Genomic DNA, 16,414 nt, shown 5'->3' with positions numbered 1-16,414 from the left:
TGAGCGAATACCGATATGATTGAATTTGATTTGGAAGTCGATGCCAGCGGTTTACAGTGTCCGCTGCCGCTGTTGCGCCTGAAAAAAGCCATTATGGAAATCAACAGCGGCTCGGTGGTCAAGGTCATAGCCACCGATCCGGCCGCCCATTTGGATTTCGGCGTGTATATCGATCAGGCAGGACACCAATTGGTTCACAATTTACGGGATGCCGACCGGCAGATCTTTTACATCCAAAAAAAATAATGGGCTTAGCGCAGGCTGATGATAGGCCAATTCGCTAACTCCGCAGCCTGCCTCAGTTTTTCGTCCGGATCGACGGCGACCGGACGGTCTACCAAGTTCAACAGCGGCAGATCGTTATGCGAATCGCTGTAAAAGCATGAACCCTCCAACGTTTCCGCCGATTCGGCCAACCAATCCCGCAACAGATCGACTTTGCCTTGTTGAAAGCAGGGCGTGCCCTGGAATTTGCCGGTGTAGCGGCCGTCTTTGAATTCGGGCGTCGTCGCCAGCAAGTTGTCGATGCCGTAGAGTTTCACGATCGGTTCGGTCACGAAACGGTTGGTCGCGGTAATCACCAGCAGCGTGTCGCCGGCTTGGCGATGCCGGTCGATTAACTCCCGTGCCGCATCCAACATGATCGGCCTGATCAGGCTATCGACGAACTCCTCCCGCCAACGGTAAAGCTGGTTGGCCTCGTGCTGCGCCAGCGGCGCCAACGAGAAATGCAGAAATTCGACGATGTCCAGCGTGCCTTGTTTGTAATCCTCGTAAAACTTTTTATTGGCTTGTTCGTAATGGTCTTTGTCGACGATGCCGCGATCGACCAAAAACTGGCCCCATAAAAAGTCGCTGTCGTCTGCGATCAGCGTGTTATCCAAATCGAAAATGGCTAAGCTCACGGCAAACCCGTCGTCGTAAAGAAAAAGATAAGGCCGGTAGCGTCGGCCAAGTATTTGTGGAACAATTGCGGCATTAACTTTAATGGCCGTACCGCTGCTAATTTTAACATTCCGGCATTAGCAATCGGGCGGCAAATGATACAGGTTTTTTACATGATAGACTCGAAAGGATACCGGCCGAATGTCGGGATTATCCTTTGCAATGACGAGGGTCGTGTGTTTTGGGCCAAGCGCAAGGGCGCGAATTCGTGGCAGTTTCCGCAAGGCGGAATTGATGGCGACGAGGACCCGGAAACCGCGATGTACCGGGAATTGTGGGAGGAGACCGGTTTGCGCGCCGAACACGTGCAACTGTTGGGTAGGACCCGATACTGGTTGCGTTATAAGTTACCGGACCGCTATATCCGTAAGAACTCCACGCCGCTATGTATAGGCCAAAAGCAAATTTGGTTCATTTTGCGCTTAAACACGGACGAGTCGATGGTACGTTTCGATTGCGGCCATAAACAGGAATTCGATAGCTGGAAATGGGTCGAGTACTGGTATCCGTTGAAGGACGTGGTTTACTTTAAACGCCGCGTTTATCGTAAGGCGATGGACGAGTTGGGCGCTTTGCTAATTACCAACGATGTCGGCGTCAATGCCGAAAGTTATCTGTCTGGCAGATTGGAAGCCGGCTAGTAGCTCTTCAAATCCAGCCGGAGCTCGGGCTGTTCGGCATCGATTCTATAGCAGACGGTTTTTAGCGTCCCGTCGTCGTACAATTCGAACACCCGGTAGCCGGGTGGTTTAACATCCAATTCGAATTCGGTGGCGCCGGGCTTGAACTGCACGCAAGTTGCCGGTGCGGACACTATTTGAATACCTCTATAGTGCTTTGCCATTTCCTGGTGCAAATGGCCGCAGGTGATCGCTTTGACCTGCGGGAATCTTGTCGCAATCTGCAGCAATTCCTCACCGTTCTCGATCATCATGGTGTCCATCCACGGACTGCCGCTGGCAACGCAATGATGGTGCACCGCCAGTACGGCCGGCAAATTGCAAGTTTCCAAGGTCGCGTTTAAAAACAGCAATTCGGCGTCAGCCAGATAACCGCCAGGATAACCGGGCTTTTGGCTGTTCAATCCGATAATTTGCCAATGCGGAAATAGCCGGTGTTTGCCGCAACTTAGTTGGCTCCGATTTAATTCGGTTTGCATTAACGGCCAATCGTCGTGATTGCCAGGCAGAAACAGACAGGGGCTGGCGTAGCGTTGCAAGCGGTCGGCGATACGCCGGTAACTGTCCGGGCCCGGATCTTGGCCCAGGTCGCCGGTCAATACGATCAGGTCGAAGCTGCCGTGTCTCGTATGAGCCGCATCCAGCACTTGGGCGAAATAATATTCGGGGTCTATGCCCAGCAAAGTAGCGCCGGCATGCGGCAGAATGTGCAGGTCGGTCAGCTGTAGAATTTTCAGCGTCGACATCGCTTAGCGCAGATAAGGCAGATAAGCCTGGCTGTTCGGGTGGACTTGACTTAAATCGTCGTCGGCGCCGATCCAGCGATACGCGCTGTGTTGCTGCTGCGGCAGCTGCGCAGACTCGGGCCCCATATTCAGTTGGTAGCCCAGCACCACGTAGTGGGTACTGATTCCCGGTGCGTCGGCAAAATTGGTGTCGTATAAATGGGTAAAGGCGCCAAGCAAGCGGCCGTCGCCAATTTCGTAAATTTGGCCCAGTTCGGTTTCGGTGATCCGCCGGAACGCTTGTTCCAGCGTTTCCGATTTGTAAATTCTACCGCCCGGCACGAACCAATAACCTTGGGCCGGCTGGTTGAGGCGTTGACCCATCAGAATCTTGCCGTCGGCGGAGCTGACGATCAAATCGATCGATACCAGCGGCGTTAAATCGACCACGTTGAGAAAGTCCTGTTTGGCGAGCATGGCGAGTCCCTCGGTAGATGAGCGGATTGAATTAAATTACGTCTTTATATAGCAGCTTGGAGTTGCGTTGGTAGTTGTAGGCGCTCTGCATCGGCGCCGGCAAATCTTCGATCGCACAGGCTACGAAGCCGCGTTCGACGAACCAATGCAAAGTCTGGGTGGTACGGACGAACAGGCGGCGAATGTTGCGGGCTCGAGCCTGACTGACCAGGTAATTCAGCAAGCTATCGCCACGCCCACCCTGGCGATAGTCGCCATGCACCGCCAGACAGGCCAGTTCGGCGCTGCCGGCATCGGTCATGACGTGGAATGCGGTGCAGCCGATAATCAGGCCGTCGCGCTCAATAACTATATAGTCGCCGATTTCCATCTCCAGTTTTTCCCGCGAACGTTTGACCAGAATGCCCTGGGCTTCCAGCGGTTTGATCAGTTCCATGATGCCGCCGATATCGTCCAGCGTCGCCGAGCGGATGGTTTCGAAGGCGGTGGAACTAACCAGGGTGCCGACGCCGTCGCGGGTAAACAGTTCCAGCAGCAAGGCGCCGTCGACATGGCGGTTGATCAGATGGGCGCGCTGCACGCCACGGCGGCAGCTTTGCATAGCCGCCGTTAACGGTCGGGCGACGGCGTCCGGCAGTGCCGGAGTTTTATTCAGCAATTGCGCGGCCTGGTCGGTAGTCAGTTGTAACAGTGCAGCGCCGGAAGCCGGGTCGACGCAGGTTTGCTCGGTCAATAAAATCAGTTTCTCCGCCTGCAGCGCAATCGCTACTTCGGTGGCGACTTCTTCGGCAGATAAATTGAACACCTCGCCGCTGGGCGAATAGCCGACCGGCGAAATCAGCACCACATTGTTTTGGTCCAGTTGCTGATGAATGGCCTGGGCGTCGATCTTGCGCACCGTGCCGGTGTAGCAGTAGTCGATGCCGTCCAGCACGCCGAGCGGTTTTGCGGTAACGAAGTTGCCGGAGGCGACCCGGATTTGGGCGCCGGCCATCGGCGAACCGGAAACGCCCATCGACAGCAAGGCTTCGATTTCGACCCGAACCAGGCCGGCCGCCTGTTTGACGTACTGCAAGGTGGTGGCGTCGGTGATGCGCAAGTGGTGGTGGAATTTCGGCGTATCGCCGTGTTCCGCCAATTGTTCGTCGATCTGGGCCCTGATACCGTAGACCAGCACCAGCCTGACGCCCAGGCTTTTCAGCAACGCGAAATCGTGAATCAGATTGTCGAAATCGGCTTCGCCGACCGCATTGCCGCCGAAGAAAATCACAAAGGTGCGATTGCGGTGGGCATGGATATAAGGCGACGAATTTCTAAACCAGGTGACGAAGGAGGGCTGTTGTTCCATTGGCAAGAGTGTTGATTCGTATTGGGCTAGTTTAACCGGCGGCCGACGATACCGCTACCGGCGCGGAATCCCCTTTACTTAAGAGATTTCCAGCGGCCGGCGACATATTCCAGCGCTTCCTGGATGTTCAGGTCGCGGGTGCCACCGCCGGTACGGACGAAAAACTTAGGTGTGTTGCCGATGCTGAGGAACACCGGCCGCAAGGCCGGCGAGACGATGACCCGGCACACGTCTTTGTGGTCGATCTTGTGAAACAAGATATGCACAAAGCGACACAGGTCCGCTCCCAAATTCTCGGCGATCGCAGTGATCAGGGTTTGTTCGAAACCGTCCTGATCGCATTTTTTCAAAGTCTGAAAGTCCGGTTCCAGGCCCACGATTTCGCCATTGTCTGCGACGCCGATCAATAAAGTGCCGCCGATGTGGCTGTTGAAAAATCCGGCCAGCGTTTTCAATACGACGCCTTCCAGGGCCCGATTGACGCGCTGCTCCTGCAAATCCCAACGCAACGTCGATTTGAATTCCAGCAACGGCCCCTCGCCCTGGCGGATGATGGTCGGTAGGTCTTTTTCCAGCTCGGCTTTCAAGGCATCCAGGTCGACCAGGCGTTTATGCAGCATCTGGTAAAAGCCGAGCGACAGCAAACCCAGGAGCGCGCCGATTTCGGCGTAGAACAGGATCAAATTATTCTGGTTGATCTGCCCCGTCATCACCTCGGTAAACTGGCCGATGACGAATTCTATCGACGAAATCGGGTCGGCGTTGCGCTCGCGCGAACTGATGTAATCGTAACTGGGCGCCAGCAGAAAAATCCCCATTCCGGCGCCGATCCAGGCGGCCAGAAAGTAGATTTTCAGTTTTTGTTTCCAGATGTTCAGGAGTAGCAGTAAGAAACGTTTCACGTCGGAATGGCGATTTCGAATGGGGGGTATGTTAGGGAAACAATAGCCGGCCATCTTCAGGAAAGCTGCGTTTGCCTAATTGTTCTGTGGTCAACCTTGGCCCCTGCCACACGTAGGCTTGGGATGCGCCGGCCACGCTGACCAACTCTGCAAAAGCGCGAATTTCGATTTGAGTCAAGCCGCCTTCCAGCATGGCTAAGGGATGCAGCACTACAAGGGGTTTGGCGACGAAGAAGCGCTTCGGTAAGGCTTGTTTAATCAAATAACGCAGGGTGTGTTCGGCGACGGCGAAATCCGCCAGCAGGGTGCGGGGATGAGCGAAGCCGTTTTCGATGCGGACATTGGGCCTACCGGCTAGCTGTTTTGCCATTGATCCCACTGCAACAATTGTATCTCGGCCCCGCTTGATCTCTAATGCCAGTAACGGCGGTTCGGCCAGTTTAAGTCCGGTTTCGGCATGGGTGATTTCGATTAACTCGGGCGTTATAGCGATATAAAGCGTGTTGCGAAAATAGGCGAGCATTGAATCGTCCAAACGTGGTTTGATCTGGTGCCGCTATCTGGAATCCTGCTGAAAGCCGACCGCGGGTTTGAAACTGTAAGCTGTCTCAAACCCGGCCATCGCCAGTACCGGCCCGGTCTGGCGAGCTCAATCTGCTGCGAGCTTCGACAAATCCCTGACCGCACCTTTATCGGCCGAGGTAGCGAAGGCGGCGTAGGCTTTCAAGGCGACGGATACTTTGCGCGGGCGCGGCTTTGCCGGTTTCCAGCCCAGCTTGTCCTGTTCGGCCCGGCGTTGCGCCAGCTCCTCGTCGGACAGCAACACGTTGATCGAGCGGTTGGGAATATCGATCCTGATCCGGTCGCCGTTTTTCAGCAAGCCGATCGCGCCCCCGGCCGCTGCCTCCGGCGAACAATGGCCGATCGACAGACCCGAAGTGCCGCCGGAGAAACGGCCGTCGGTCAGCAGTGCGCAGGCTTTACCCAAGCCCTTGGATTTGATGTAGCTGGTCGGATACAACATTTCCTGCATACCCGGGCCGCCGCGCGGACCTTCGTAGCGGACGACGACCACGTCGCCGGCTTTGACTTTATCGGCCAGGATGTTTTCCACGGCTTCGTCCTGCGACTCGACCACATGGGCGCTGCCTTCGAATACCAGCAGGCTGTCGTCGACACCGGCGGTTTTGACCACGCAGCCGTCCAACGCGATGTTGCCGTGCAGTACTGCCAGACCGCCTTCCTGGCTGAAAGCATGTTCAAACGAGCGAATGCAGCCCTCGGCACGGTCCAGGTCCAGGCTGGGCCAGCGCGCGTTTTGGCTGAAAGCAACTTGCGTTGGGATGCCGCCGGGGCCGGCCATGTAAAAGGTTTTTACCGCATCGCTGGGGTTGTTCATCACGTCCCATTCAGCCAGGGCCTCGCCCAAGGTTCTGGCATGTACGGTCGGTACGTCGGTGTGCAGTTTGCCGGCCCGGTTCAGCTCGGCCAGAATCGCCATGATGCCACCGGCGCGATGGACGTCTTCGATGTGGTATTTGTTGGTATTCGGCGCGACTTTGCACAGCTGCGGCACCACGCGCGACATACGGTCGATGTCGGCCATCGTGAAATCGATACCGGCTTCCAGGGCAATCGCCAGTAAGTGCAAAATGGTGTTGGTCGAACCGCCCATTGCAATGTCCAATGCGATGGCGTTTTCGAAGGCTTTGAAGCCGACCGCGCGCGGCAGCACCGATTCGTCGTTTTGTTCGTAATATTGCTTAGCCAGTTCGACGATGCGGCGGCCGGCCTGTTTGAATAGTTGCTCGCGGTCGGCATGGGTGGCGACCACGGTGCCATTGCCCGGCAAGGACAGGCCCAGCGCTTCGGTCAGGCAGTTCATCGAGTTCGCGGTGAACATGCCGGAGCAGGAGCCGCAGGTCGGGCAGGCCGAGCGCTCGACCGCTGCCAAATCGCTGTCGGAGACTTTGCTGTCGGCTGCCATTACCATCGCGTCGATCAAATCCAGTTTTTTGATGTCCGCGCCTTCGGCCAAGCGGACTTTGCCGGCTTCCATCGGGCCGCCGGAGACGAAGATTACCGGAATGTTCAGGCGCATCGCCGCCATCAACATGCCGGGGGTGATTTTGTCGCAGTTGGAAATGCAGACCAGTGCATCGGCGCAATGGGCGTTGACCATGTATTCGACGCTGTCGGCGATCAAATCTCGACTGGGCAGGCTGTAGAGCATGCCGTCGTGGCCCATCGCGATGCCGTCGTCAACGGCGATGGTGTTGAATTCCTTGGCGACGCCGCCGGCTTGTTCGATCTCGCGGGCGACTAATTGTCCCAAGTCTTTCAAGTGTACGTGGCCCGGCACGAATTGGGTGAAGGAGTTGGCGACGGCAATGATCGGTTTGTTGAAGTCGCCTTCTTTCATGCCGGTGGCGCGCCACAATGCGCGGGCGCCTGCCATGTTGCGGCCTTGGGTAGTGGTGTATGAGCGGTATGCAGGCATGGTGATTCCTTCTGAAAGCGGAAAGCGGCCAATGTAAACGGCCGCCGGGGAAGGTGTATCAGCCGCGAGTTTATCGCACGGCTAAGTAATAAAAAACTAGAAGGTATCCCAACCGCTGGAGCGGCGGCGCCAGCTCAATTTGGGCAGGATGAAGCCGAGCAACACGCCGAACAGAGACAGGCCGCCGCCGTACAGAAACCAGTCCTGGTTGGTGTTGTCGGTCAAGGCCAGATTTTCCCGTTTCAATTGCTGCAGTTCGCGTTCGACTGCGATGACGCGTTCCTGCAACTGGTCGCGTTGCTGCTTCAATTGGATCGCGTTAGCGGCGGTTTGCTGCAATTCGCTGAGTTCGGCACTGAGCTTGTCGCGTTCCTTGCCGATTTCCTGGCTGCCGGCCTGAGAAGCTTTCAGTTGCTTGTTTTCTTCCGACAAGGCTTCCAGCTTTTTGTTCACGGCTTCGAGTTGGTTGCGGGCGCTGGGTTCGCCGGTCAGATAGCGGCTGAGGATAAAGCCTTCGGCGCCAGTACCAGTCTGGATATAGGTGTAACCGTTTTCGGTGTTGTCGCCCAATACCGTAACCGGCGCGCCGTTTTCCAGCATCTTGACGATTTTGGTGCGCTCGCTTTCGCCGCTACGTAAAGGGACTTCGACTTTATCCGTGACATAGGCCGTTCTGGCTGCCGCGATATTGGTGAAAAACAGACAGGCAAAGAAGTAAATAAAAGACTTTTTCACGATATCACTCGTCGGTCGGCTTTTGAATAAAGCGTCGATTCTAGCGAAATTATCGACAGATGAGAAATTCCAGCAACGCTTTCTGAGCGTGCAGACGGTTCTCCGCTTCCGGAAAAACCACACTTTGCGGGCCGTCGATCACGTCGGCGGTGACTTCTTCGCCGCGGTGCGCCGGCAGGCAATGCATGAACAGTGCGTCGGGTTTGGCGGCAGCCATGGTGGCGGCGTTGACCTGGAAGTCTTTGAACACGAATTCGCGTTTCTTTTGCTCCTCTTCCTGGCCCATACTGGCCCAGACGTCGGTGACGACCAAGTCGGCCTGATGCGCGGCCTGTTCCGGCGTATTGAAGAACGCGACCCGCTCGCCGGCCGGATCGACGATGCTTTGCAGCGGGCGGTAATCGACCGGGCAGGCGATATTCAGTTTAAAGCCGAACTGGCGGGCGGCGTTGATGTAAGAGTGGCACATATTGTTGCCGTCGCCGATCCAGGCTACCGTCTTGCCGGCGATGTCGCCGCGAAACTCGAAATAGGTCTGCATATCCGCCAGCAATTGGCAGGGGTGTTTCAAATCGGTGAGGCCGTTGATCACCGGAACCCGCGAGTGCTGGGCGAAAGTAGTGACGGTCTCGTGTTTGTGGGTGCGCAGCATGATGCAGTCCACCATGCTGGAAATCACTTTAGCGCTGTCTTCCAGCGGTTCGCCGCGGCCGAGTTGGGTGTCGCGCGGCGACAAAAACAGCGCCGTGCCGCCGAACTGGGCCATACCGGCTTCGAACGAGATTCGGGTCCGGGTCGAGGACTTTTCGAAAATCATCGCCAGCACTTTGCCTTTCAGTGGTTGATAGTTGGGATCGCGATGGCGTTTCAGCTCCATGGCGCGAAGAATCAAAGCGTGGAGCTCGGCGCTGGTTAAGTCCAGCAGGCTGATGAAGTGTCTGGGTTGCATGGCGATTTACCTGCTAAAGTCCTGAATGAGCGCCGCCAAAGTTTCGGTCAGCGTCGTAATTTGGGCGTCGTCGATAATCAACGGCGGCAATAAACGGATGGTATTGTCGGCCGTGACGTTGATCAGCAGGCCGCGGGTCAAGGCAATGCCGACCAGTTCACCGCAGGGCCGGTCCAGTTCGACGCCAATCATCAAGCCTTTGTTGCGGATCGAGACGATGTGCGGATTGCCGGCCAGGGCCAGTTTCAACGCCGCCTGGATTTTTTCGCCTTTCTCGGCCGCTTGTTCGATCAAGCCGGAGCCGGTCAAGGTTTCTAGTACTGCCAGGGCAGCGCTACACGCCAACGGGTTGCCGCCGAAGGTCGAGCCGTGGTTGCCGGCTGTCAGTACTTCGGCCGCTTGGCCGCGTGCCAGGCAGGCGCCGATCGGCACGCCGTTGCCCAAGGCCTTCGCCATGGTGCAGACGTCGGGCAAAATAGCGTTGTGTTGATAAGCCAGAAATTTTCCGGTACGGCCGACGCCGGTCTGGATTTCATCCAATATCATCAGCAAGTTATGGCGGTCGCACAGCTCGCGAATCCGGTTCAGATAGTCGGCGGCCGGGATGTTGACACCGCCTTCGCCTTGTACCGGTTCCGCCATGATCGCCACGATGTTGCTGTCCGCTGCGATGGCGGCTTCCAGCGCCGGAATATCGTTGTAAGGTACATGGCTGAAGCCGGCCAATAACGGTGCAAAACCTTGTTTGATCTTGCTGTTGCCGGTCGCGCTCAAGGTGCCCATGGTACGGCCGTGGAAGCTCTTTTCCATGGTTATCACTACCGGATTGTCGATGCCGCGTTGATGACCGTACTTGCGGGCAATCTTGATCGCGGCTTCGTTGGCCTCGGCGCCGGAGTTGGCGAAAAACACATTGTCCATACCGCTCAGTGCGATCAAACGGTCGGCCAATTGCGCCTGTAATTCCACGCCGTACAAATTGGACGTATGCAACAGGGTCTTGCTTTGCCGGCATACGGCTTCGTGGACTGCGGGATGGGCGTGGCCCAGGCTGCAAACGGCGATACCGGCCACTGCGTCCAGATAGCGTCGCCCTTCGCTGTCCCACAGCCACGCGCCTTCTCCGCGCGAAAAAGTGACCGACTGGCGGGCGTAAGTGGGCATGATATGGCTGGTCATTAGCAAGGCTCTGAAGGTGTTTTGAAAAACGCAGTTCGCTTGAAAAAAGCGCGCGATTATATTTTTTAATAGCTGTCGAAGCAAACAATAGTTTCGGTTGCCTGGGCATTTTTTGGGCCAGATTCGGGTCCGGCAGTTTTAAAACAAACTCTTGCCGGGCAAGTGGCCGGCATTGTTATAAATTTGTAATATTGATGCAGTAGAGTTCCGCCATTTACAGCCGTTTCGGCCGGCTTGGGGTTAACTTTCAAGGGATTTGCGTTGAGCGAGAACGAGCATCTGATAGACGATAAAAAACACATCGTTTCGATAAGGCTGAATAATTCCGACCGGATTGCAGTGCGTTCGACTGCCGCCAGACTATTGGTGCGCGAGTCGGAGTTGTATCGCTTTGCCGTTTATCATTTATTGAATCGCTTGCACAAGCTCCATGACGACGCTTGTGTTGGCAGCGATTTGTTGCCGCTGTTCATCGAGTTTAAAAACGAACTGAATACCCATTTGGGCTTAAAAAAACACCAGTTGTTTAAAATCTTCAACGGCCGCAATCCCGAGCCGGAAAAATTCGTGTCGATGGCGGATATCGAACTGTTATTGTTGCCGCGGCATGCGGTGCGGCAACGGTTATTGCAAATGAACGAAGCTCTGCCGCAAAAACGGACCGATACCGATGCTTGGTTGCATGATTATCTGCAGGAGAAATACCGATTCACTGTTCCGTTGGAGGAAAGCGAGTTGCTGTTGTCCTTAGATTCCGTAGATAACGAGGCGGGATCTGAAGAGAGCTGATTGAAATACTGGTTCGCTGTTGCTGCCTGAATCTGTTCGGGGCTTAACCAAGACGTTATTCCTCGCTAATTGCTCCGCACTGCAGAACAAGATAGGGCGGTTTCCAACTGCTGGACAGACTGGCGCTGCTTTGGCTATGCTCGACCTCTTTATCAATATGCAGGAGGCGGTATGCCGATTACCCCCGTAATATTTCCGGAGCTGATCCGGGCGTTGATCGCCGCGATCGACGCCAATGCCGATGCGGTTACCGAATTGGATCAGGCGATAGGCGACGGCGACCATGTTTTTAATCTGCAGCGCGGTTTGCAGGCTTTACAGCAACATGCCGATGACATTGCGACCTTGGATTGGCCGGCGGCCTGGCAAAAGATAGGTATGACGGTAATGTCCGCCGTCGGCGGCGCCTCCGGATCTTTGTACGCCACCTTGTTTATTGGTTTGGCGAAGAGCAGTCAGGGTAAATCCCTGGATCTCCGGGGATTCTCTGAAGCTTTGTTGCTGGCGGTGGAAGCGGTCAAACAGCGCGGCAAGGCGGATGTCGGCGAGAAAACCATGCTCGACGTATTGGTGCCGGCCGCTCAGGCTTTGCAGGCAGAGGCGGCGGCGAACAGTGCGCTACCGACGATTTTGGCGCGTTTGCGTCAAGTCGCGGCGGAAGGGGCTGAAGCGACGCGGAATATGGTCGCAACCAAGGGCAGGGCGTCGTTTTTGGGCGAGCGCAGCAAAGGCCATGTCGACGCTGGTGCCAAGACCGCGCAGCTGATGATCTCTGCGATCGCCGACGTGCTGGATTTTGTGGTCGCTTAAATCCGGTCGCGGCCGCGCTAACAGCCCCAGCGCAACGCCGCGGTATTCACCGGTGCATCCCAGTAGCGCAATAACTCGTCGTCAAGCAATGTCAGGGTTAGCGAACAGCCGGCCATATCCAGCGAAGTGGTGAAGTTGCCGACGAGTGAGCGTTGAATCCGTATCCCGCGCCGGTTGAATTGCTGCCAAGCCAGTTCGTAAATCGAATGTAGCTCTATCAACGGCGTTGCGCCGAAACCATTCACATGCAGTAAGGCGTTTTGACCGGGTGAGATCGGCAGTTCGTCTGCGATATGTTCGGACAATTGGGCAACGATTTCGCTAGCCCTGGCTAGTTTGACGGTTTCCCGGCCACGTTCGCCGTGGATGCCGACGCCGTATTCCATTTCGTCTTCATTGAGCGCGAAAGTCGGGTGGCCCAGTGCGGGCACGGTGCAGCTGGTCAGCGCTACCCCGAGCGATGCGGTCGTTTGATTGACGCGCTCGCCCAGTGCTTTGCAAGTAGCGAGGTCAGCACCGGCTTCGGCCGCGGCACCGACGATTTTTTCAATAATGGTGGTGCCGGCGACGCCGCGCCGGCCGATGCTATGCGATTTCGGCAGCGAAATATCGTCGTTGACCAACACGCTGGCATTCGGCAAGGCCAGCATTTCGCCGGCCATTTCGAAGTTCATCACGTCGCCGGCGTAATTTTTGACGATAAACAATATGCCGGCTCCGCCGTCGACGGTCTCTGCCGCGGCGATCATTTGGTCGGGGGTTGGCGAGGTGAAGACTTGGCCCGGGCAAGCGGCGTCAAGCATGCCGAAGCCGACGAAGCCGCTGTGCAGCGGTTCGTGGCCGGAGCCGCCGCCGGAGATTAGCGCCACTTTGCCGGATTTTCGTTGCTTGCGGTAGACAAAGCGCGGTTCCGGATTCAATTCCAGGATGTCGGCGTGAGCTTTTGCAAACCCTTGCAGACTGGTGTCCAGCAAGCTATTCGGATCGTCGATGAATTTTTTCATGAAGTGTCCCCGCGAATGGAAAAAGGGTCAGGCCGGCAAGTCGAGTAACATTTGGGTGATGTCGCGAATATCCGGCACAATCCAGGTCGGGCCGAAGTCGGAGGCGTCGACATCGGCCTGGCTGGAAACGCCGCTCAGCACCATCAGGCTGCGGATGCCGGTACGCACTGCGCCGAGGATGTCGGTGTCCAGGCGGTCGCCGATGGCGATGGTCTGTTCGGGGGGCGTGTTCAGCAAGCCAAGCGCCTGGCGATAGATGATCGGTTCCGGTTTGCCGATGATCATCGGTTTGACGCCGGTCGTGGCGGTCAATGCGGCCAGAATCGCACCGTTGCCGTGGGTTTCGCCGCGCTCGGTGGGTAGCGACATGTCGCCGTTGGTGCCGATGAAGTGGGCGCCGGCACGCAGGTTCAAGGTCGCGGTGGCGAGTTTGTCCCAGCTCAGCTCGCGGTCCATGCCGCAAACTACCAATTGAGCGCGCGTTTCCGGTTCGGTTTCGTAGAGTCCGGTTAGGGTAAAGCCCAAGTCCAATAGTGGTTGGCGGGCGCCGATGCCGCCGATCACGAATACGCGGGTCGCCTGCGGCGGGTAGCGCTGTGCCAGATAAAGTGCGGTGGCCATGCCGGAGGTCAGAATTTCGTCCAATTCGACTTCGACGCTCATGCCGGCCAGTTTGGCGACGTACTGGTCGGCGGTCATGCTGGCGTTATTGGTGGCAAGTACGAACCGCAGGCGCCTGTCTCTCAGGGTCTGGAAGAATTCGACAATCCCGGCCTGCGGGCGGTCGCCATGCCACAGCACGCCGTCCATGTCGATGATTAAACCGCGGACGTCATTGAATTCTTGCATAACTGGATTTGATGGTGGAAGTTGGCGAATGGGCAAATGCCTGTCGTAAAATCGGCTGAAACCGAGCGAAGCCCGACCTTTCAGTGGCCGGCCAACAGGCGGCGAAGAATTGCATAAAAAACCGCTTGCTGTCCAGTTCGTGGCGGTATCTGTGTTTTTTGCTTGACTAAATCCGGATAACCTAGTTTAATGCACGGCTCTTAGCGCCGCCCAGGTAGCTCAGTCGGTAGAGCAGAGGACTGAAAATCCTCGTGTCGACAGTTCGATTCTGTCCTTGGGCACCACAGATTTTTTGGATAGGCCGTAGCCCAGGTAGCTCAGTCGGTAGAGCAGAGGACTGAAAATCCTCGTGTCGACAGTTCGATTCTGTCCTTGGGCACCATTCCTAAGCGTGGTTTGAGAAACCGAAAGCCCCTTTATGGGGTTTTTTGTTTTGTGGGCTTTCGAAATTGGAATCCCATGGCAGTGTTTAACGTTTATGGAAGAGCCTGAGGCTCTTTTTTTTTGGGTTTGAAAAGGCAAGACGGCAATGAAACAGGCTCCGGAACACTTGGTGGATTTGATCGAGCCCATCGTAGAAGGACTGGGTTACGAATGCGTTGGCATCGAATATAACCCGCATCCCTCGCATGGCATGCTGCGCGTTTATATCGACAACGAACAGGGTATTTTGTTGGACGACTGTACCAAAGTCAGTCACCAGTTGAGCGGGATGCTCGACGTCGAAGATCCGATTCCCGGCGAATACCAGTTGGAAGTGTCTTCGCCCGGTGCCGACCGGCCGTTTTTCAAGCTGAGCCAGTTTCAGCGTTTTATCGGCAGCAAAGTCAATATCAGTTTGTTTAAACCCATCGATAAGCGCCGCAAGCTTACTGGCGAAATCAAAAGCGTCGATGGCGAGACGGTTGTGATTCAAGAAGGCGAAAAATTATTTAGCGTGCCGTTTCAGGCAATGAGCAAGGCGCGCTTGGCGCCGGATTACGATTTTAATAAAGGAGGTCGCAGTGGCGAATAAAGAAATTCTGTTGGTGGCGGATGTTTTTGCCAACGAAAAAGAAATCGATAAGGAAATTATCTTTCAGGCGATCGAATCGGCCTTGGAAGCGGCCACTGTCAAACGTTACGAAAATCCGGTCAAAGTTCGGGTGGCAGTTAACCGCCATACCGGGGACTATCTGACCTACCGCCGCTGGCAGGTTGTCGACGCCAATCCGGAAATCAACGGCGATGTCGAGCATCCCGGCTGGCAAATTCTGTTGGAAGCTGCGCAGTTGGATAATCCCGAGGTGCAAGTCGGCGACTATGTCGAAGAAGAGATCGAGTCGGTTGCATTTTGCCGGATTGCCGCGCAAACCGCCAAGCAGGTGATCATTCAGAAAGTGCGCGAAGCGGAACGCAAGAAAATCGTCGAGGCATACCAAGACCGAGTCGGCGAATTGGTGACTGGTGTCGTCAAACGGCTGGAAAAAGGTAGCGTGTACCTGGACCTTGGCGGGCACGTCGAGGCTTATATCGCCCGGGAAGATATGATTCCGAAGGAGCCGGTGCGGATGGGCGACCGGGTGCGCGGCTATTTGAAAGCGGTTCGCTCCGAGCCGCGCGGGCCGCAACTTTTTGTCAGTCGCACCGCGCCGGAGTTGCTGATTGCACTGTTCCGTCTGGAAGTGCCGGAAGTGGGTGAAGGTTTGATCGACATATTGGCTGCGGCCCGCGATCCGGGGTCGCGGGCAAAAATCGCGGTCAGAGCCAACGATCCGCGATTGGACCCGGTCGGTGCTTGTGTCGGTATGCGCGGTTCCCGGGTCCAGGCCATTTCCAACGAACTGGCGGGCGAACGGGTGGACATTATTTTGTGGAATGCCAACGACGCGCAGTTCGTGATTAACGCCATGTCGCCGGCTGAAATCCAATCGATCGTGGTCGATGAAGATAAACACAGCATGGATGTGGCGGTGGCGACCGACAGTCTGTCGCAGGCGATCGGCCGCGGCGGCCAAAACGTCAGGCTGGCTACCGAACTGACCGGGTGGGAATTGAATATTCTCGACGCAGCCCAGGTCGGCAAGAGCCACGACGAAGCTGCGGCGAAAGCCAAACAACAGTTCATGGAGCTGTTGGATGTGGATGAAGAAATCGCCGACGTCCTGGTCGATGTCGGTTTGAATAATATCGAGGAAATTGCTTACATTCCGGTCGACGAAATGCTGGAAATCGAAGGCTTCGACGAAGAGTTGGTCGAAGCCCTGCGCAGCCGGGCCAAAGACGCGTTGTTAATCAGCGCGATTGTCTCGGAAGAAAAGATCGAAACCGCCGAACCCAGTCCGGAGCTGCTGGCCATGGAAGGAATGAGCGCTGAGTTGGCCAGGGAAATGGCTGCCAAAGGTATCGTAACTTTGGACGATCTGGCGGAGCAGGCCATCGATGATATTATCGAATTTACCGGAATGACCGAAGAGCGTGCTGGTAAACTAATCATGAAAGCCCGCGAGTCTTGGTTCGCAGAGGATAAGGGCTGAGGCCGG

18 protein-coding genes and 2 tRNA genes are annotated in these 16,414 nt (G+C 56.1%); 8 read left to right on the top strand and 12 right to left on the bottom strand.

Annotated features, from left to right (window positions below; all coding sequences use genetic code 11):
- Positions 1-15 precede the first annotated feature (15 nt).
- The gene (locus ACH518_RS16730) at positions 16-246 is read left to right on the top strand and encodes a sulfurtransferase TusA family protein (RefSeq protein ID WP_140912583.1); all 231 of its coding nucleotides are present in this window, start codon (positions 16-18) and stop codon (positions 244-246) included.
- Between the two features lie 5 nt (positions 247-251).
- Here ACH518_RS16730 and ACH518_RS16725 read toward each other — a convergent pair whose 3' ends face one another.
- Positions 252-905 (bottom strand): histidinol-phosphatase, encoded by a 654-nt coding sequence (locus ACH518_RS16725; RefSeq protein ID WP_278211576.1) that lies wholly within the window; start codon positions 903-905, stop codon positions 252-254.
- Positions 906-1,058: 153 nt separating this feature from the next.
- Here ACH518_RS16725 and rppH point away from each other — a divergent pair, with 153 nt between their 5' ends.
- The gene (gene rppH, locus ACH518_RS16720) at positions 1,059-1,586 is read left to right on the top strand and encodes an RNA pyrophosphohydrolase (protein ID WP_140912585.1); all 528 of its coding nucleotides are present in this window, start codon (positions 1,059-1,061) and stop codon (positions 1,584-1,586) included.
- Here the strand turns inward: rppH and cpdA are convergent.
- From cpdA to ACH518_RS16675, 9 genes are all read right to left on the bottom strand, one after another.
- Positions 1,583-2,371, bottom strand: coding sequence for a 3',5'-cyclic-AMP phosphodiesterase (gene cpdA / locus ACH518_RS16715; protein ID WP_445370904.1), 789 nt, complete (start codon positions 2,369-2,371; stop codon positions 1,583-1,585). The two genes, rppH and cpdA, sit on opposite strands and share 4 nt — an antisense overlap.
- 3 nt (positions 2,372-2,374) lie before the next feature.
- Positions 2,375-2,827 carry a GDP-mannose mannosyl hydrolase gene (locus ACH518_RS16710; protein ID WP_445370903.1) on the bottom strand — a complete coding sequence of 151 codons (453 nt, stop codon included), beginning with the start codon at positions 2,825-2,827 and terminating at the stop codon, positions 2,375-2,377.
- A gap of 31 nt (positions 2,828-2,858) precedes the next feature.
- Positions 2,859-4,175: an amino-acid N-acetyltransferase gene (argA, locus tag ACH518_RS16705; protein WP_445370902.1), complete on the bottom strand. Its 1,317-nt coding sequence runs from the start codon at positions 4,173-4,175 to the stop codon at positions 2,859-2,861.
- Positions 4,176-4,249: 74 nt separating this feature from the next.
- Positions 4,250-5,077 (bottom strand): AlbA family DNA-binding domain-containing protein, encoded by an 828-nt coding sequence (locus tag ACH518_RS16700; protein WP_445370901.1) that lies wholly within the window; start codon positions 5,075-5,077, stop codon positions 4,250-4,252.
- A 31-nt stretch (positions 5,078-5,108) separates the two neighbouring features.
- Positions 5,109-5,600: a rod shape-determining protein gene (locus tag ACH518_RS16695; protein WP_445370900.1), complete on the bottom strand. Its 492-nt coding sequence runs from the start codon at positions 5,598-5,600 to the stop codon at positions 5,109-5,111.
- A gap of 126 nt (positions 5,601-5,726) precedes the next feature.
- On the bottom strand, positions 5,727-7,577 hold the full coding sequence (gene ilvD, locus ACH518_RS16690) for a dihydroxy-acid dehydratase (protein ID WP_445370899.1): 1,851 nt from the start codon (positions 7,575-7,577) through the stop codon (positions 5,727-5,729).
- A gap of 96 nt (positions 7,578-7,673) precedes the next feature.
- Entirely contained in the window at positions 7,674-8,312 is a 639-nt protein-coding gene (locus ACH518_RS16685; RefSeq protein ID WP_445370898.1) for a TIGR04211 family SH3 domain-containing protein, read from the bottom strand.
- A 49-nt stretch (positions 8,313-8,361) separates the two neighbouring features.
- Positions 8,362-9,261, bottom strand: a complete 900-nt coding sequence (argF, locus tag ACH518_RS16680; protein WP_140912593.1) for an ornithine carbamoyltransferase — start codon at positions 9,259-9,261, stop codon at positions 8,362-8,364.
- 6 nt (positions 9,262-9,267) lie between these two features.
- Positions 9,268-10,440 carry an acetylornithine transaminase gene (locus tag ACH518_RS16675; RefSeq protein WP_445370897.1) on the bottom strand — a complete coding sequence of 391 codons (1,173 nt, stop codon included), beginning with the start codon at positions 10,438-10,440 and terminating at the stop codon, positions 9,268-9,270.
- Between the two features lie 261 nt (positions 10,441-10,701).
- Between ACH518_RS16675 and ACH518_RS16670 the strand changes: the two genes are divergently transcribed.
- On the top strand, positions 10,702-11,229 hold the full coding sequence (locus ACH518_RS16670; RefSeq protein ID WP_140912595.1) for a hypothetical protein: 528 nt from the start codon (positions 10,702-10,704) through the stop codon (positions 11,227-11,229).
- A gap of 171 nt (positions 11,230-11,400) precedes the next feature.
- The gene (gene dhaL / locus ACH518_RS16665; protein ID WP_445370896.1) at positions 11,401-12,039 is read left to right on the top strand and encodes a dihydroxyacetone kinase subunit DhaL; all 639 of its coding nucleotides are present in this window, start codon (positions 11,401-11,403) and stop codon (positions 12,037-12,039) included.
- Positions 12,040-12,056: 17 nt separating this feature from the next.
- Here dhaL and dhaK read toward each other — a convergent pair whose 3' ends face one another.
- Positions 12,057-13,043, bottom strand: a complete 987-nt coding sequence (dhaK, locus tag ACH518_RS16660; RefSeq protein WP_140912597.1) for a dihydroxyacetone kinase subunit DhaK — start codon at positions 13,041-13,043, stop codon at positions 12,057-12,059.
- Positions 13,044-13,070: 27 nt separating this feature from the next.
- Positions 13,071-13,892 carry an HAD-IIA family hydrolase gene (locus tag ACH518_RS16655; protein ID WP_445370895.1) on the bottom strand — a complete coding sequence of 274 codons (822 nt, stop codon included), beginning with the start codon at positions 13,890-13,892 and terminating at the stop codon, positions 13,071-13,073.
- A 208-nt stretch (positions 13,893-14,100) separates the two neighbouring features.
- Between ACH518_RS16655 and ACH518_RS16650 the strand changes: the two genes are divergently transcribed.
- From ACH518_RS16650 to nusA, 4 genes are all read left to right on the top strand, one after another.
- Positions 14,101-14,176 (top strand) — tRNA-Phe (locus ACH518_RS16650).
- Between the two features lie 22 nt (positions 14,177-14,198).
- Positions 14,199-14,274: transfer RNA gene (locus ACH518_RS16645), tRNA-Phe, on the top strand.
- 147 nt (positions 14,275-14,421) lie between these two features.
- Complete coding sequence (rimP, locus tag ACH518_RS16640; protein WP_140912599.1) at positions 14,422-14,907, top strand: ribosome maturation factor RimP; 486 nt, start codon at positions 14,422-14,424, stop codon at positions 14,905-14,907.
- A complete protein-coding gene (gene nusA / locus ACH518_RS16635; protein WP_140912600.1) occupies positions 14,897-16,408 on the top strand; it encodes a transcription termination factor NusA in 1,512 nt (503 codons plus the stop codon). The genes rimP and nusA overlap by 11 nt, the downstream gene beginning before the upstream one ends.
- Positions 16,409-16,414: the final 6 nt, after the last annotated feature.

The organism is Methylomonas sp. HW2-6 (genome assembly GCF_052474525.1).
Note: the sequence above shows the minus strand (reverse complement) of the source record. Positions and strands in the feature narration are given on the sequence as shown.

What these genes read in the sequence shown, in the direction of transcription:
- ACH518_RS16730 (WP_140912583.1), top strand. Translation starts at nt 16, where the DNA reads ATGATTGAATTTGATTTGGAAGTCGATGCCAGCGGTTTACAGTGTCCG.
- rppH (WP_140912585.1), top strand. Translation starts at nt 1,059, where the DNA reads ATGATAGACTCGAAAGGATACCGGCCGAATGTCGGGATTATCCTTTGC.
- cpdA (WP_445370904.1), bottom strand. Translation starts at nt 2,371, where the DNA reads ATGTCGACGCTGAAAATTCTACAGCTGACCGACCTGCACATTCTGCCG.
- ACH518_RS16710 (WP_445370903.1), bottom strand. Translation starts at nt 2,827, where the DNA reads ATGCTCGCCAAACAGGACTTTCTCAACGTGGTCGATTTAACGCCGCTG.
- argA (WP_445370902.1), bottom strand. Translation starts at nt 4,175, where the DNA reads ATGGAACAACAGCCCTCCTTCGTCACCTGGTTTAGAAATTCGTCGCCT.
- ACH518_RS16695 (WP_445370900.1), bottom strand. Translation starts at nt 5,600, where the DNA reads ATGCTCGCCTATTTTCGCAACACGCTTTATATCGCTATAACGCCCGAG.
- ilvD (WP_445370899.1), bottom strand. Translation starts at nt 7,577, where the DNA reads ATGCCTGCATACCGCTCATACACCACTACCCAAGGCCGCAACATGGCA.
- argF (WP_140912593.1), bottom strand. Translation starts at nt 9,261, where the DNA reads ATGCAACCCAGACACTTCATCAGCCTGCTGGACTTAACCAGCGCCGAG.
- ACH518_RS16675 (WP_445370897.1), bottom strand. Translation starts at nt 10,440, where the DNA reads ATGACCAGCCATATCATGCCCACTTACGCCCGCCAGTCGGTCACTTTT.
- dhaL (WP_445370896.1), top strand. Translation starts at nt 11,401, where the DNA reads ATGCCGATTACCCCCGTAATATTTCCGGAGCTGATCCGGGCGTTGATC.
- dhaK (WP_140912597.1), bottom strand. Translation starts at nt 13,043, where the DNA reads ATGAAAAAATTCATCGACGATCCGAATAGCTTGCTGGACACCAGTCTG.
- ACH518_RS16655 (WP_445370895.1), bottom strand. Translation starts at nt 13,892, where the DNA reads ATGCAAGAATTCAATGACGTCCGCGGTTTAATCATCGACATGGACGGC.
- rimP (WP_140912599.1), top strand. Translation starts at nt 14,422, where the DNA reads ATGAAACAGGCTCCGGAACACTTGGTGGATTTGATCGAGCCCATCGTA.